The sequence below is a fragment of the Sphingomonas sp. Leaf198 genome, from assembly GCF_001424005.1.
In the GTDB taxonomy this organism is placed as follows: domain Bacteria; phylum Pseudomonadota; class Alphaproteobacteria; order Sphingomonadales; family Sphingomonadaceae; genus Sphingomonas.
Genome location: NZ_LMPX01000001.1, coordinates 1,579,211 through 1,594,484, shown reverse-complemented (window position 1 = coordinate 1,594,484; position 15,274 = coordinate 1,579,211). Strand labels below are relative to the sequence as shown.

The window sequence follows — 15,274 nt, the reverse complement described above, 5'->3', positions numbered from 1 at the left end:
ACGATCAGACGGCGGGCAGGACATGCGATCATGAGCATCGCTGCGGCGTTCGAATTGCACGATCGCGACGGTCGGCGCTCGTTGGTCCTGCATGGCGACTGGATCACCATGCGGCTCAACGACGCCGCGGACCGGCTAAGGCGCGATATCACGGGCATGACTGACGATGTCGAGGTCGATATCGACGTTGAAGACCTGGGCCGTCTGGATACTGCGGGCGCGTACGCGATCGTCCGGGCGCTGGGGTTGGTCCGTAAGGTTCACCTCCCGCAATCGCTCCGACCGGACCTCGCGACACTTGCCGATCTCATCAGTCCTGCGCTTGAAAAGCCTCCCCTGGCTGCGCCGCGCGCCGGTGGACTCAGGCAGATTTTCGATCGGATCGGGCGCGCGACGGTCGGTATCGGGCAAACCGCCTACCGCAATCAGACATTCTTCGGACAACTCGTGGTTGCCCTCGGCCGAACACTGGTCCGTCCTCACCGGCTGCGCCTTACGCCGTTCGTCGCCACGATCGAACAGGCCGGACTGGGTGGTCTGCCGATCGCCGCGATCATGACGTTCTTTATCGGGGCCGTGCTCGCGCTCGTCGGCAGTACCATGCTCCAGTCGCTCGGCGTGGCGGTCTATTCGGTCGAGCTGGTCGGCATCGGTATCCTGCGCGAGTTCGGACCGGTGATCGCTGCAATACTGTTCGCCGGACGATCCGCGTCGGCTTTCACCGCGCAGCTCGGGTCGATGCGGATGAACCAGGAAATCGACGCGATGCGGGTGATGGGGGTCGATATTTTCGACGCTCTGGTCGTGCCCCGCGTTCTGGCGGCGCTGCTGATGCTGCCGCTGATGACACTGGTTGCGGACCTCGGCGGTATCGTCGGTGGCATGCTGGTGGCGCGAACGATGATGGGGATCGAACCAAGCTTCTTCTTTCAGCGGCTCGTGGATGCCGTCGGTGCCCAGCAATTCTGGGTCGGCATGGTCAAGGTCCCGGTATTTGCGCTTGCGATTGCAACGACCGGCTGCCGCCAGGGGCTCGAAGTGAAGGACGACGTCGAGAGCCTGGGCGCCAACGTGACCGGATCCGTCGTCCAATCGATCTTCCTGATCATCATGTGCGACGCTCTGTTCGCGGTCCTCTTCAAGCAGGCCGGACTGTGACGACGGCCCCGCCAGCATCCTCCGATGGGCACGACGACGTCGTCGTTCGCGTCCGTGGCCTGCGCACGGCGTTCGGTAAGGCCCTCATCCACGACAACCTCGATCTCGACGTGAGGCGCGGCGAGATCATTGGTCTCGTCGGTGGATCGGGAACGGGGAAATCCGTCCTTCTCGAAACGATCCTCGGGCTGAAGACCCCCGATGCAGGGAAGGTCGAAGTGCTTGGCTATGACATTCACGACGATGTCGGTCGCCTTGCCGTGGTCAGTCGGATCGGCGTGATGTTTCAGAACGGCGCGCTGTTTTCATCGCTGACGGTGCGGGAGAATGTCGAGGCACCGCTGATCGAGCATACCCGGTTCCCCGCCGACTTCATATGCGGCCTTGCCGAACTGAAGATCCGTCTCGCCGGGCTGCCGGACGATGCCGGTCTCAAGAAACCGTCCGAACTGTCCGGCGGCATGCGCAAGCGCGCAGGCGTCGCGCGGGCGATCGCGCTGGATCCCGAGCTTCTCTTCCTCGACGAACCGACCGCCGGGCTCGATCCGATCGGCGCCGCGGAATTCGATGACCTTATCCGCAGGCTTCGCGATGCGCTGGGCCTCACCGTGCTGATGGTCACGCACGATCTCGACTCGCTGTATGCGATCTGTGACCGTGTGGCGGTACTCGCCGACCGGAAGGTTGCTGCGATCGATACGGTCGCAAGGCTCGAAAAGTCTGACCACCCCTGGATCAAATCATATTTCGGCGGCCCTCGCGGGCGCGCCGTGCAGGAGAAGATCGACTAATGGAACGCCATGCGAATTACGCGTTGGTCGGCGTGCTGACCACGTTTCTCCTGATTGGTGGCATCGTCTTCGTCCTGTGGCTCGGGAACTTCCAGGCCGGCGACAAGAAGGACCCGTACCGCATTATTTTCCAGGGCCCGGTCCGCGGCGTCGGCAAGGGCGGGGATGTGCAATTCAACGGCATCAAGGTCGGTGAGGTCACCAACGTTCGGCTTGCGCCCCAGGATGCCAACAAGATCCTGGTGGATGTCGAGATCGATCACAATACACCGGTGCGGACGGACTCGCTCGGCAGCACGGAAATGCAGGGTATCTCGGGATTGAACGCGGTTTCGATCAGCGCAGGGTCGACCCGGATGCCGCTGTTGCGCGACGTTTCCAAGGACAAGGTCCCTATCATTCCGTCGAAACCCAACGCGCTGGCCTCGTTGTTGCAGAGCGGCGGGCAGATGGTCGAAAGCGCGACGACCGCGCTCGATCGGGTAAACTCGCTGCTGACTGATCGTAACATCGCCAATCTGTCCGGGGCGATAAACGACCTCAAGCAGACTACGGGCGCACTCGCGGCGAACCGCGCAATGTTCGGCAATGCCGCATCCGCGATCGCAAAGCTTGATGCCACCGCGGGCGATGCACGGGTCACTATGGGCAGCGTGCGGTCGCTGGTCGAGGGCGACGGCAAACGCGCGGTCGCCAACACCGCCGATGCCGCAGCCGAACTCAAGGCGACACTGGCAGAGGCGCGTACCGTGCTTTCGACTTTGGCCGTGCAGGGCAAGACGGTAGGATCGTCGACGCTCCCGCAGATTACCGACACGATGCGCAGCCTTCAGGAAACCTCAGACGATCTCGACACGCTGGTCCGGAGTATCCGACAGGATCCGCGCGGAACGCTGCTGAAGAGATCGAGCCGGGAACGGGAACTCCAGAAATGACTTATCGAGCTACATCACGTGCGACCCTGGCGATTGCTGCGGCGCTGTCCCTGACCGGATGCGTCGGTGCCTTGCTGGGGGGCGGCAAACCCGACACGCTGTATCGGTTCGGACCAGTGGCGGCGGGGACGGTCCCTCAAGCCACCCCAGCGCCACGCCGGACTTTGGCGTTGCCGGTGCCGCAATTTTCACCCGCAACTGCCGGCGACCGAATCCTGACCACGCAGGGTAGTGAGATATCCTACATCAAAGGCGTTCGCTGGGTATCGCCCGCACCAACCCTTTACGCGGCCGCGCTGGACGCCACCGTCGCGACACGCGCACCCGACATCGCGGTCGCCACGCGTGCGTCCGGGGCGGCCACCGCCATCCTGACGGTTTCGGTCAACAGGTTCGAGGCCAGCTATCCGGGCGCCGGCGCAGGCGCGCCGGTGATCCATGTCGACGGCGTGGCATTCCTTGCTGATCGCGCAATGAATACCATCGTGGGACGACTGCAATTCTCGGGAACGGCGCCCGCCACTGCCGATACCGGTCCAGCCATCGCTGCCGCGTTCGATGCCGCTACGATGCAGAGTGTCACGCAGATCGTCGACTGGGCCAACGTGACGATCCCCGTTGCAAGTAGGTGACGGGACATCCCAACGCGCCTGATGAAATGAGGATACCGGCCTTTTTCGGTCATAACGGCACGTCGATGAAGGCACCGGCCGTTGCGGCAGCGCCCGCTCGACTGCGGGTTACATAAGCTTGATACCCGCGGTTTACCAAGATGAACGAAAGGCCGCAGTTGGGAAGCGGCAAACAGGTCCTGAATGACCGGGAATGGGTCGAACAGGACGAGCTCAAGCCGGCTTGACCAGCCGAACTTCGTCTGGGTCCACGTCCTTAACAGCGCACACGGTGATCAGGTCCGGTTCGTCGGGGAGCGCGATCGCAATCATTGCCCTCGCTTGATCAACGGCAGCACCGATCGGTTGGGCCGCCGCGATGCCTCCGTAGAACTGGGTTGCGAACACCGCCGCGCTGGCGTCGCCCACGGTATCCGACATGGCGATAACCATTGGAGCCGCGTCAAGTATTTCCTCCGCTCCCTCCAGCGTCTCGCAGGCGTTCAAGACGACCAAGGTGACCGGGTGGTCCGTGGCGGAGAGCAGCCGTGCTACAGCCTTGTATCCGACTAGCTGCTCGCCCGCGTGGATCAGGCTCGCGTTGTCGAAGAGAAGGCCTCCGCCTGCATGCCCTGAAAAATGCACGACGTGCGGCCGGTGATCATTCAAGCCATTTACGAGGTCTTCGACCGTGGCCGCCGGACGATGCTGCAGATCCACGAGGTCTCGATACTTCGCGCCACGCAGCACCTTCAGGACATTGTTGACCTCTGCGTCCACCCGCAGCGGCGCGGCGCCGTCGGTCGCCGGGCTGGCCGTTAGATAAAGGACGCGCAGTCGTTCCGGCTCTGGCTCGCGCACAATCACATGATGCACCGTTGGTCTAGACAGGCGGGCTATGTCGCGGGCATGATTTTTCTCGAGATCACGTCGTTTCGCGTCCGCCTTCGACCGGGCGTCGTCCTCCGCCTTGACCTTGCGGCGACGGACCTCCTCCGCCCGATCGGCGGACGACTGCTCATTCTTTAGAGCGGTGCGCAAATTGGTCTCCTTGGATACACGACCCAGCTTCGCGCATCGAGGGGGGCATTATGATCATTCGGTTAGTCGCTTAGCGGGCGATTGCGCCACCAGCGTACGGCGGTCGGAGGCGTAGCGATATTTGCCGCGTTCTGCTGTCGTACAGCACGTCGTACGAGAGATAGGGCATGATGCCCGACCTGATAAGCGACGTGTCGACGCGCTCCTCGTGCTCGATCGAGAAACGCGACCCCTGACTGCGCTGATCGGTTTCGAACCGAATTTCGGGAGAACTCGCGCCATCCGAGGCGACGAACATGAGCGTCATCTGGGGTGACGCGCCACCGCGCCTCAAGGGGCCGTTCACGACCGCGACACCGGGCGCGCCAGTATCCAGGATCGTCGGCGCGCAAAGACGCTGTTCGGCGGTCAGCTGGAGACATCCACGCACCGCGTCGTTTCGGCGATGCTCGTTGTTCGATGCTGACTCGAGGGGCTTGAATCCGCGCAGTTCGGACTCGTCCGGATTGAGAATCAAGGCACCATCCGCTGTTTCTCCCGGCCGAGGCAATCGGATGATCCAGCGCCTGATCCCGAGCGTGATCAGCGGATTTGGGGTATGGCTCGCGAAGACGCCGATGCCGAAGATTGCGCGGAACCCTTCGTCCGGGAGTCCGTCCCCCTGGATGCGGAACGCGCCGAACGGAATGTTCGACGCGGGGCAGTTGCGTTTCAAGGCGGTGCACGACGCCTTGCGAACCTGCTGAAGTTCGATGCGTGTCCTGACGCCTCCGACAGTCACGACGCCTATCGCGGCGGGACCTTCCAGCACCGTACCCACGCTGAAACCATAGCTTTGCCAGCCTCCGGGCTTCGCTTCGAGCGTGTGGTCCAGGCGATCGTCCGAAATCACCCGTAGGCCTACCGAGCCGCTATCCAACCCCGCGTCGATCGCCTCTCCGCCTACCTCGATTGGCACGGCGTACCGTCGCGTCCCGTCGCTGAGGACGACCTGTCTGATGGGAACCTCTGATCGCTTGGCCCCGTCAGCCCAAGCGGCGGTGGAAGACAGCGCAAACACCAGGCACGCCAAATCCAATATCCTGCCACGCATCTCAAGCTCTCTCCTGTGACCGTTCGGCGATTCCGCGGGGCGTTGCGTCGAACAGGTAGGTCAGTATCGGCGACGTCACGTCGCGCGGCTCGCCGACGCTGGGGGCGAGATGCATCCGCAGTCCCGGCGACGCGTTGACTTCCAGAATCACCGGCGGCCCGTTCTCGGGAACGAGCAAGTCGATCCCCGCGATATCCAGGCCGACGATGCGGGCGGCCTGGCACGCCATGTCACTTACCAGGCTGGGAATGACATCCGTCCGATCGATCGCGATACCGCCTCGCGACAGATTGGCGCCCCATCCGAGCCGAACGACAGTCCCTGCACCAGGCACCGTTTCGAGCGTGAGATCCTGCGACGTCAGCAGCGCCCTCAGATCTTCGCAGTGTACGTCGACCGTCGACAAAGCTCCGCGATGCGCGCTCTCGCGCGAGTCCCCGCCGTTGAAGGATCGGATCAGGTCTCGGACCGACCGGACGCCGTCCGCCGAGGTTTCCGCCGCCCTCCGTTCAGCTGCGGCGACCGCAACCCCGTTCACGACGAGCACTCGCACGTCGCAGCCCGGATGATGCCGCTCGATCAGCACGCCGCCTGCTCCGGCGGCATTGCGGAATGCTGCTGCGACGGCGCCTTCGTGGGTCACCCCGGTCCTCACGCCTCGCCCCTGCGCACCAAGATTAGGCTTGACCGCGACCGCGGAACCGAGGCGCTGCGCAACCGACAGCGCAGCGTCGACGTCATGCACCAGCGCCCCGTCGCAAACCGGCAGCCCAACACCCGCAAGACGCGCCTTGGTAACCGCCTTGTCACCCGCAATCTGACACGCGATCGCGCTCGTCCGATGCGAGATCGTCCCGTTAAGCCAAGCCAATTCCTCTCCTTTGGCGAACTTCAGGAGCCGCCTCCAACCCACGGCGCGAACCTCGATTCCGGCACGCTCGGCCGACGAAACCAACGCCCTTTCGGCAAATGTCAGTCGAAACGGAAAATGCTCGGCCGCACGTGGATTTGGCGAAGTCCTAGGCGACATGTCGGGCCGCGATAGCGGGCTCGGCCCAGAACGGGCGATCGCCAAAGCGCGAGATCAAGTCGGGAGGCAAAGCGGGTGTTCGAACCTTCGCTTCGACGACCCGACCGACGCGGTGGAGGTTGGGTAGGCCCATCTTCACGTCAAACTCGTCCGCGTCATACGCGACGTCGCTGAAGTTATGGGCGAATCTCTGCTCGCCGATAAAGCCGTAGATCCGGTCGAGGACAGCTTCGGGATCGCCGACGAGCTTTTCGTAGGGGACGATCAGCAACCTGTCCGCCAGCGGGCTGTAGCACGCCTGCTTCAGTCCCTGCAGCGCGCTGCCGATCACGCCTTCGGGACGGAGCATTTCGTCAACGCGACTGTAGACCGAACCGGACGCTTGGTATTGAAACATGCGCGATGGTTCGAGCGGATTGGCCTGCACCAGGCGTTCGAAGCTGTCGATAATGGACACCATCGACCGGACGCAGCAGACCATCTTGGCATCGGGATAGAGTTGGGAAAGCGCCGCCAGCTTACCGCTCCATGCCCGGTTGGTGTCGAACACGACCTCCTTGTCGTCGTCACCATAGAAGCTGTCGAAGAGTCCCCTGAGAATCGCCTTGCGCTTGCGTTCGGTGATGAACACGCTGAACTCGTTCTTGCCGCTCAACACTGTCTGCATCGCGCCGAACATCCCGGCGACCGGGCTGCTCATCGCGGCATTGACCCGCGGATTCTGCTTCAGGATGGCGGCCAGCAGCGTCGATCCCGACCGTGGCAGACCCGATATGAAGTGCAGGGAGCGCATCACGTTTCTCCTAACGCTCGTGCCCGACCGCGGTGGCGTTCTCCATCAACGGCGAGAGAATGTAATCGATAAGCCGCCGACGCCCGGTCTTGATCTCGACCGTCACGTTCTCGCCTGCGGACAGATCGATGTCTCTGCCGTCGACGTTCATGGTCGATCGGCCAAGGTCGACGTGAACGGGATAGACGAGCTGCCCCGTCTTTGGCGTTGCCGTGGCGGCACCCGACTGCGCCTCGACCGGCTTGGTCTCGGTGTCCTCCGCCCCGACGGCCTCCGTACTCGTCACTGCGTCCCGGGAAACGCGCGCCACCCGACCTTCGATCGTTCCGTAGCGGGTGAAGGGAAACGTATCGATCTTGATCGTCACGGGCTGCCCCTCGCGGACGAAACCGATGTCCTGGTTTTCCACAAGCGCCTCGATCTCCAGATGCCGACCGTTGGGAACGATCGTCATGAGCTGCTGGCCGCTGCCGACGACCTGGCCGACCGTGGTGATCGCCAACTGCTGCACGGTGCCCGCATTGGGCGCGTAGATCTTGGTATGCTCGAGCTTCGCCGTAGCGCCGAGCAGATCTTGTGCCGTCTTTTCACGATCCTGCTGCAGCTGATTCAAGACCTTCGCATCGTTCGACAGGAACTCCGCGCGGGCCTGCAACACGGCCTCGGCCGCAGTCGCGGACGAGGCTTCGGCTTCCAGCGCGGATCCTTCTTCGGACACGATGGTGCCGATCTGCCGATCGCGATCCTCGCGCGCGTCGATGACGCGAGACTTGGTGTTCCAGCCCTGCTTCAGCAGGACGTTGTTGATGTCGACGCGTTCGTCCAGCGTCCGCCGCACCTGCTCCTGCGCCACAAGGTTCTTCTTGATAGCCAGAGATTGCGCTCTGCTCTGGTCGGCGCGCGCGCGCAGCAGCCGGACGTTGGCGAGCAGACCGCCGAAGTTCGCCTCGAGCACGGCCTGCTCGCGCATCGCCACGGCGGACGAGGTCGCATGCGGCAACCGCAGGCGTGGCATCGTCTCGCTCCCTTGCGATGCTGCGTCCATCTCCACCATCACGCGGGCGATCTCCGCGTCGACATCCGCGAGATGAAGGCTCAACGTGGTCTGCGTGGCGCGCGCCGTCGTCGCGTCCAGTTCGACCAGTAAGGCGCCCGCGCCGACGTGATCGCCCTCCTTCACCCTGACGGATACGACACGCCCCTCGTCGACGGGCTGCACGACCTTGGATCTTCCGATCGGCTGGATACGCCCACGGGCAACCGCATAGATGTCGAAGTGACCGATGCACGCCCACCCGAGCGCGCAGGCAAACAGGGCGCATATCCCGATGATCAACGCCAGCCGGATCGGCGAGGGCGGCGTCGCGGCGATCGAGCGAGCGGGCGGCAGGAACTCTCGCAAAGTGACCGAGGGAGAGACGCTGAAAGTACGAGCACCGCCGGGCTTCGGCCCCGCAGGACGCTTCGCGGCGAGCCTCATGCGGCACTTCCCTGCATTGCCCACAGCCGACCGAACAGACTGTTCTCGCGCGCAAGAAGCTGATCCGGCGAAGCGTCCTCGACCACCCGGCCGTCGACCATCCCGATCACGCGATCGCAGTGCCTGACTGCTGCGAGGCGATGTGCGATGATGATGACCGTCCGCCCCTTGACGATCTCCTTCATGTTCTCCTGGACGATTCGCTCGCTCTCATAGTCGAGCGCGCTAGTAGCCTCGTCCATGATGAGGATCTTCGGATCGCGGGCCAACGCGCGCGCGATCGCGATGCGCTGGCGCTGTCCGCCGGACAGGTTCGCTCCCCGTTCCTCGATGCGCGTGTCGTACCCGTGCTGCATGCGTCGAATGAACTCGTCCGCACCGGCCAGCTGCGCCATCCTGATCACCCTAGCCCTCGGGAGTCCAGAGGATGCTAGGGCGATGTTCTCGTGAACCGTCCGGTTGAACAGGAGGTTCTCCTGCAACACCACGCCAACCTGGCGACGCAGCCACGCGGGATGCGCGCCGTTGATATCGATGCCGTCGACCGATACCGTACCGGTTTCCGGCACGTACAGCCGCTGGAGTACCTTGGCCAAGGTCGACTTGCCTGACCCGGATGGTCCGACGATACCGACAACCTCCCCGGCCTCTATGCTGATCGTCACATCGTCGAGCGCCAGGGGGCCATCGGCGGAGTGCCTGAAACTTACGTTGGAGATGTCGATCTGCCCCTTGATCGGTGGCAACTTCATCACTTGGCCCTGGCTCGTCTCGGACGGCGCATTCAGGATATCGCCGAGGCGCTCGACCGAGATCTGCGCCTGCTGGAAGTCCTGCCAGACATTTGCCAGACGGAGGATCGGCGCCAGCACTTGTGCCGATATCATATTGAACGCGACGAGACCGCCGACGGTCATCGTTCCGTCGATGACGTAGATCGCGCCGAAGTACAGCACCAATGCCGTGTTCACCTTGGTGACGTACTGGATCACGTTCTGACCAAAATTTCCGACCATTGAGGATTGGAAGGCGGATTTGACGTAGCTGGCGAGCTTGTCTTCCCATTGCTTGAGAACGTCAGGCTCGACCGCACTTGCCTTCAGCGTCGGGAATCCGACGATCGCCTCGACCAGAAACTGCTGGCTTTCCGCGTTACGAACGAAACGTTCGCGGATCTGCGTGCGAAGCAGCGGCCTGACCAGAGCCACGACCGCGATATAGACGGGTATGAACGCGACCACCACGAGCGCAAGCGGCGCGGAATAGAGAAAGAGCACCGCGAGGAAGACGAGCGTAAAGAGCACGTCGATCAGCGAAGTCAGCGCCTGGCTTGTCAGAAACGTCCTGATGTTCTCGAGTTCGCGGAAGCGTGCAATCGTCTGACCCGCGGGTCTTGTTTCGAAATAGCTGAGCGGGAGCGTCAGCATTTTCTTCATCAAGCGGGAGCCGAGTTCGACGTCGATGCGGCTGGATGTGTGCGCCAGCGCGTAGGTTCTGAGGTACTGAAGCCCGACGTCGAACAGACCGATCACCATCAATGCCACGACCACGACGTTCAGCGTGGAGATGGCCTTGTGGACCAGCACTTTGTCGATGATGATCTGAAAGAAGAGCGGCGTCACCAATGCGAACAGCTGGATGAACAGCGATGCGATCATGACGTGCACCAGCGGATGCCGGAACTTCAGGATCGTACTCGTAAACCACCCCAGGCCGTTCTCGCCGTCCGTCGTGACCGGCGGCAGGCGGCGCTGGATCAGGATGACCTCGCCGGTCCACGAATCTGCGAGACGCTCGGGCGTCACGCCGACGAGCCCCGGCGAGAGCGGATCGCTAACCCCCAGTTTCCCTCGCCCGGTCGGACGCGACGTCACGAATTTTCCGTTCTTCAATCTCAGGATGAACGGCGGAGAAAGATGGAACAATGATGCACGCGTCTGTTTCGTCAGCAAGGTCGCGGCAAGGCCGGCCTGCTCCGCGACATTGACGAGATCGAGCGCGCCGAGGGGCGCGGATCCCAGCGCCAGCTCGTGCCTCAGCGTCGCGGCATCGATGTCCACCCTGCGCACGCGCGCGACGTGTTCGATTGCGGCAAGACCCGACCGGACCGACAATCCCCAGGGTTCATCATGCGTGTGCTCGAGACCGGGCGGGGGCTTCACGCGATCACGATCGGAAGTGCGTAGTTCTCGGGGACGAGATAGCCGAAGGAGCAGATGATCCGTGCCCTGTCGCCGCCTACTACCTCCGAGCGATGACGGCGTTCGCTGGGGAAGAAGGCCAGCATGTCGCCCTCGCCGAGCGGGCGCGATTGCCCCTCGATGACCGGAAAGCCTCCCGCTTGCGGCAACTGAAGAAAGAGATTGCACCTGAGATGGCGACGACCGGGACGCGTGGGATCGAGGTGACTGTGCACGGCCCCGCCGCTTTCGATGACGCTGAGATACCATCCGAACTCGGGCTCTCGTTCGGCATCCGCGAGACGCGCGCTTCGCTCCAGGCGTTCGCGAACGGTCGTATACACCTGCGGCAATTCCGGCAGCGTATCCGTTTGACGGTATTGCCGATTGGCGAAGTTCGCTTGCAGATGCGGCCTCATGCGCACGGCCCATGCGACGAGCTCGTTCCGCTCGCGTTCGGAGATGAAGTCCTGCCAGACCTGAAGGTCGGCTTCGGTCATTTCGGACCGCAGGTGATTGTACAGTGGCGCCAACGGTCGCAAGCGCGCGTTCGCCGCCTTCGCGGCGAATGGTGGATCCAGCGGTCGCCGCGCAGCCTGCTCCGGCGCACTGTCACCGGCGACCGGATTATGTCGCAATATGGCGACCAGTTCGCCATCCGCTCCGGCCACGTACACATGGTCCTCGGTGACGACGATGTCGCTCGTTATTCTGAAGTCGAGATCGTGAACCGCCGTCGCGCGGAAATCGGCGATGCGGATCCGCACGAGCTGACCACGCGACGATCCGACGAGTAGGTCATCGCCGTCGACTGCGGGTGTCGCGACGATCTTGCCGCCGAGCCGTTGGCGAGCAACCTCCCTGCCGGTCTGCGCGCATAACTTGTATAGAATTCCGTCGGCGGACGGGGCGTAGAGAAACGCCCCGCGCAGCAGAGGCGGCGCCCCGACCTCCCCGTTGGTCTGGAAGCACCACGCGATCCGTCCGGTATCGACATCGATCGCCCTGACGCCGCCATCGTCGCTCCCGACGAACAGTCGCCGCCCCGCGGGCCCGAATACCGCCGCCGATCTCACGGCGCCGCCGATGTCGATTGTCCACCGCTCTTCGCCCGTCTCTCCGATAAGGCAAAGCAACGTCCCATCGTTCGATCCGCATAGGACGCGACCATCCTTCGACAGGCTCGGCGTCGCATGGACGGGAGACGGAACGTCGCGGTGCCACACCACGCGCCCGGTCTTCGCGTCGAGCGCAACGATGGCGCCGCACCCGCCCCTCAGAGCGTATTCGAGACCCACGAAGATGCGCTCGCCGTCGGTGGCGGGGGAAGACCCGATCCAGTCAGCATCATCGAACGTCCAGACGGTCTCGCCATCCTGAATGTCCAGACACGACAGCGTGCCCTCATACGATCCGATGTACACGCGATCGCCGAGCACCAGCGGCGTCGACCAAAGTCCCTTGGACCGTCGCGCCAATTGCCGCTGCCACATTTCTGCGCCACTGCTTCGGTTGATCGCCGACAGTCGCCCCACCTCCGTTGCGTGAAGCACGACTGCCCCAGCGACGACCGGCGTCGCCTTGCGTGCGACATGCCGGGAATAGCCTCCTTCGGAGGGCCGATGCCATGCGACCTGCAACGGCCGACGATCCAACGGCTCCGTTCTGCGCGACGCCGGGAGACCGAGACTTCGGAGCGGCAGGACGAACGCGTATTCCGGCGCGGAGTCGCCAAAATCGCGCCGCGGGTTCTCGAAGTCGAGCAGGCTTATCACCTTGGCTACCGAACCGCCCAGATCAGCGATGATGCGGATCGCTCTGGCGATCGATCTGCCGCTGTTGACGATGTCGTCCAGCAGAATGATCTTCTCACCGTTCAGCCGGCCCTCGACCAGTCTCTGCCGACCGTGAAGCTTCCGGTCGCGCCTCACGATCAGGCCATCGATCGGCAGACCTTCGCGCGCTCCTTTCGCCACCATGCCGCCGAGCAACGGCACTGCAGCAAGCTCCTGCGCCGCCAGCTGAAACGGCCATAGCGGCCTGGCACGCGACCAGAGTTCGTCGACGATCCAGGCAGATGCATCCGCATCCAGAATCGCAAGCCGGAGATCGAGCATCCACGCCTGCGGATCGCCGCGGGAATTGACGAGGGCGCCCTCGTCTCCCTTCACGATGCAGTGGCGTACGAGGAACGCCGTCAACTTCGTTACGGCGTCGCTGCAATCGATAGGCTGCAACTCACTGACTGCGTGCATCGCCGGCTTCCTCGCAAAGCAGGATCGTGAACAGCCCAGCCGAGATGTCCATGCATTTGCCACCGAGTGTCAGCGCGCCACGGTAGAGGAGCGGTGGCGCATCGGAACCTTGCAGGACCTCGCGCGCGGAAACCGTCCGGCCCTTTATGTATCCGGTCAGCCGGTATTGTTGGGAGAAACCAGCGCCTTGGTATGACAGCGTCGTCGAGAAATGCCCGGAACCGTCCCGCGACAGACGGGAAGTTCCTTGCTGCACCCGCCACGCGTCCTCCCCGGGAGATCGATCTTTCGGCTCGATCCTTATCCAGCGCCATGATCCGTTGGCCGACGCCGCCGCAGGAGGTCGCGCCGCGGCAGATGGTGCAGCCAAGTTGGCGATCAGCATCGGTGCAATAAGTGCGTTTGAACAGCGCATCGACGAAGATCCTCGGCAGAGTTGCAACCAGGAATGTTTGATCAGTGATGACCGGGGTCGACGAAGCCGTTGAAGCCCTGGCTGTTCCAGAAGGCGCCTCCCTGCGACTCCTGTATATGCACATGGATTCCGGTGCTCATCCCTTCGGAGCCTACCACGCCCAGCGTGTCGCCGACGCTCATGTTATCCCCGACATGGACGCTCGCACTCGACATGTGTCCGTAGGTTATGAAATTGCCGTCAGACCCTTGCACTACGACCGTGTTGGAACCGAAGCCGCTGACGTTGCCGACCTTGACCACGGTTCCGTTGCTGATGCTTTGTATGTGCGCGTTGGCATCCACACTGCCGTCCGCGTTCTCAGGCACGATGTCGATTCCGCTGTGGACCTTGGATCCGTCCGCGCTTCTCGACGCGTCATACGGACTCGTGACCACCTGCCGATCCGCATCGGTCGCGGATCCGGACGTGTCATTTCCCGCTTTCAGGCTGCCGTCCGCGTTGCGTGCGATATGCGATGACGCCGTACCGTCTCCGCCGGTCCCGTAGCCGCCATTGGTATACGTGCCACCGCTAGCAGGATCGGGATCGTACCCATAGGATCCGCCCGCATAGCCATACCCGCCGTTATCGGAATACCCGTAACCGCCGCCGCCATAGGTTCCACCGGCATAGGTCCCGCCACCACCGCCACCACCGCCATCACCGCCATCGTAGGTACCATCGCCACCACCGCCGTAGCTACCGCCGCCGCCATAACCGCCGCCGCCGTAGCCACCGCCACCACCGCCGTCCTCGATCGGCTCCTCCTCTAGCGCGGACTGTTGGGCTGCCCGGTATTGAAGACTAGATGTTGCCATTTGGATGCCCCTCGGGTTTTGGAGTTTTCGGTCTGTCTGGCGACTTGTTACCGGCCGAAGCGCAGTCGCAGCGCCTGGACCATTCCGGTGCCGTCCTTCTGTGGCTCGCCTCTGGCCTCACCGCCGACGAGATCGGCGGAGCGTTCGGCGATGTCGAAGCCCTCTATCGTCGTCCCTTCGTCGTCGGTGTGGATGGCGATCGGCAGCGCGGGATAGGATCGGTAATCGCCAGCCCGGCTGACCTGAGGCCGTCCGAACAGCGTGTCGGCTCGACCAACGGCGTCTCCTGCCTTCAGGCCGGCGAACCCCAGGTTCGGCGCGAGACCACCGCTTTCGTCGCGGATCGATACGATCCTGCCATTGCGTGCAACGACATAGACCACCCCGTATTTCAGCTGATGCGCGGTGACGGGGCGGCGTTGCAAGGCGTGGTTCAACGTTCTTGGCACGATCCATGCCAGCGTCTCCGCCCCGTTGGCCGCCATCGTCCTGGCGTCGGGCGCACCCAGGACGCTGGTGGCCAATCCTATAGGCTCGCCCAGTCTTAAGCGACCCAGCGATCGACACGATGCCGGGAGACTTGCCCTGGAGTGACTGTGGATCAGGTCAGTTTGACATCGCGCGTCCGATGT

General features: G+C 63.3%; 14 protein-coding genes. 4 read left to right on the top strand and 10 right to left on the bottom strand.

The window, feature by feature from the left end:
- Positions 1 to 30: 30 nt before the first annotated feature.
- From ASG20_RS06990 to ASG20_RS06975, 4 genes are read left to right on the top strand one after another with little or no spacing between them, the layout of a single operon-like run.
- Positions 31 to 1,158 (top strand): MlaE family ABC transporter permease, encoded by a 1,128-nt coding sequence (locus ASG20_RS06990; protein ID WP_082470783.1) that lies wholly within the window; start codon positions 31 to 33, stop codon positions 1,156 to 1,158.
- On the top strand, positions 1,155 to 1,949 hold the full coding sequence (locus tag ASG20_RS06985) for an ABC transporter ATP-binding protein (RefSeq protein ID WP_056050153.1): 795 nt from the start codon (positions 1,155 to 1,157) through the stop codon (positions 1,947 to 1,949). The genes ASG20_RS06990 and ASG20_RS06985 overlap by 4 nt, the downstream gene beginning before the upstream one ends.
- Complete coding sequence (locus ASG20_RS06980) at positions 1,949 to 2,884, top strand: MlaD family protein (RefSeq protein ID WP_056050151.1); 936 nt, start codon at positions 1,949 to 1,951, stop codon at positions 2,882 to 2,884. Before ASG20_RS06985 ends, ASG20_RS06980 begins: the two co-directional genes overlap by 1 nt.
- Positions 2,881 to 3,516 (top strand): ABC-type transport auxiliary lipoprotein family protein, encoded by a 636-nt coding sequence (locus tag ASG20_RS06975; protein ID WP_082470782.1) that lies wholly within the window; start codon positions 2,881 to 2,883, stop codon positions 3,514 to 3,516. The genes ASG20_RS06980 and ASG20_RS06975 overlap by 4 nt, the downstream gene beginning before the upstream one ends.
- A gap of 213 nt (positions 3,517 to 3,729) precedes the next feature.
- Here the strand turns inward: ASG20_RS06975 and ASG20_RS06970 are convergent, their stop codons facing one another.
- From ASG20_RS06970 to ASG20_RS06930, 10 genes are all read right to left on the bottom strand, one after another.
- Positions 3,730 to 4,536, bottom strand: a complete 807-nt coding sequence (locus ASG20_RS06970; protein WP_056050148.1) for a CHAT domain-containing protein — start codon at positions 4,534 to 4,536, stop codon at positions 3,730 to 3,732.
- Between the two features lie 70 nt (positions 4,537 to 4,606).
- The gene (locus ASG20_RS06965) at positions 4,607 to 5,428 is read right to left on the bottom strand and encodes a hypothetical protein (RefSeq protein ID WP_056050145.1); all 822 of its coding nucleotides are present in this window, start codon (positions 5,426 to 5,428) and stop codon (positions 4,607 to 4,609) included.
- A gap of 202 nt (positions 5,429 to 5,630) precedes the next feature.
- Positions 5,631 to 6,500: an ATP-binding protein gene (locus tag ASG20_RS06960; protein ID WP_168371607.1), complete on the bottom strand. Its 870-nt coding sequence runs from the start codon at positions 6,498 to 6,500 to the stop codon at positions 5,631 to 5,633.
- A gap of 148 nt (positions 6,501 to 6,648) precedes the next feature.
- Positions 6,649 to 7,452, bottom strand: coding sequence for a sulfotransferase family protein (locus ASG20_RS06955; RefSeq protein WP_056050142.1), 804 nt, complete (start codon positions 7,450 to 7,452; stop codon positions 6,649 to 6,651).
- A 10-nt stretch (positions 7,453 to 7,462) separates the two neighbouring features.
- Positions 7,463 to 8,932 (bottom strand): HlyD family type I secretion periplasmic adaptor subunit, encoded by a 1,470-nt coding sequence (locus ASG20_RS06950; protein ID WP_056050140.1) that lies wholly within the window; start codon positions 8,930 to 8,932, stop codon positions 7,463 to 7,465.
- Positions 8,929 to 11,094, bottom strand: coding sequence for a peptidase domain-containing ABC transporter (locus ASG20_RS06945; protein ID WP_231420543.1), 2,166 nt, complete (start codon positions 11,092 to 11,094; stop codon positions 8,929 to 8,931). Before ASG20_RS06945 ends, ASG20_RS06950 begins: the two co-directional genes overlap by 4 nt.
- Complete coding sequence (locus ASG20_RS19870; protein ID WP_056050136.1) at positions 11,091 to 13,367, bottom strand: outer membrane protein assembly factor BamB family protein; 2,277 nt, start codon at positions 13,365 to 13,367, stop codon at positions 11,091 to 11,093. The genes ASG20_RS06945 and ASG20_RS19870 overlap by 4 nt, the downstream gene beginning before the upstream one ends.
- Positions 13,351 to 13,782 carry a hypothetical protein gene (locus tag ASG20_RS19320; RefSeq protein ID WP_156364074.1) on the bottom strand — a complete coding sequence of 144 codons (432 nt, stop codon included), beginning with the start codon at positions 13,780 to 13,782 and terminating at the stop codon, positions 13,351 to 13,353. Before ASG20_RS19320 ends, ASG20_RS19870 begins: the two co-directional genes overlap by 17 nt.
- A 41-nt stretch (positions 13,783 to 13,823) precedes the next feature.
- Complete coding sequence (locus ASG20_RS06935; RefSeq protein WP_056050134.1) at positions 13,824 to 14,642, bottom strand: M23 family metallopeptidase; 819 nt, start codon at positions 14,640 to 14,642, stop codon at positions 13,824 to 13,826.
- 47 nt (positions 14,643 to 14,689) lie between these two features.
- Positions 14,690 to 15,166 (bottom strand): hypothetical protein, encoded by a 477-nt coding sequence (locus tag ASG20_RS06930; RefSeq protein ID WP_056050132.1) that lies wholly within the window; start codon positions 15,164 to 15,166, stop codon positions 14,690 to 14,692.
- Between the last annotated feature and the right edge of the window lie 108 nt (positions 15,167 to 15,274).

Bases quoted from the DNA above. Each gene is read 5' to 3' on its own strand.
- ASG20_RS06935 (WP_056050134.1), bottom strand. From the start codon at position 14,642: ATGGCAACATCTAGTCTTCAATACCGGGCAGCCCAACAGTCCGCGCTA.
- ASG20_RS19870 (WP_056050136.1), bottom strand. From the start codon at position 13,367: ATGCACGCAGTCAGTGAGTTGCAGCCTATCGATTGCAGCGACGCCGTA.
- ASG20_RS19320 (WP_156364074.1), bottom strand. From the start codon at position 13,782: ATGCGCTGTTCAAACGCACTTATTGCACCGATGCTGATCGCCAACTTG.
- ASG20_RS06990 (WP_082470783.1), top strand. From the start codon at position 31: ATGAGCATCGCTGCGGCGTTCGAATTGCACGATCGCGACGGTCGGCGC.
- ASG20_RS06980 (WP_056050151.1), top strand. From the start codon at position 1,949: ATGGAACGCCATGCGAATTACGCGTTGGTCGGCGTGCTGACCACGTTT.
- ASG20_RS06950 (WP_056050140.1), bottom strand. From the start codon at position 8,932: ATGAGGCTCGCCGCGAAGCGTCCTGCGGGGCCGAAGCCCGGCGGTGCT.
- ASG20_RS06975 (WP_082470782.1), top strand. From the start codon at position 2,881: ATGACTTATCGAGCTACATCACGTGCGACCCTGGCGATTGCTGCGGCG.
- ASG20_RS06955 (WP_056050142.1), bottom strand. From the start codon at position 7,452: ATGCGCTCCCTGCACTTCATATCGGGTCTGCCACGGTCGGGATCGACG.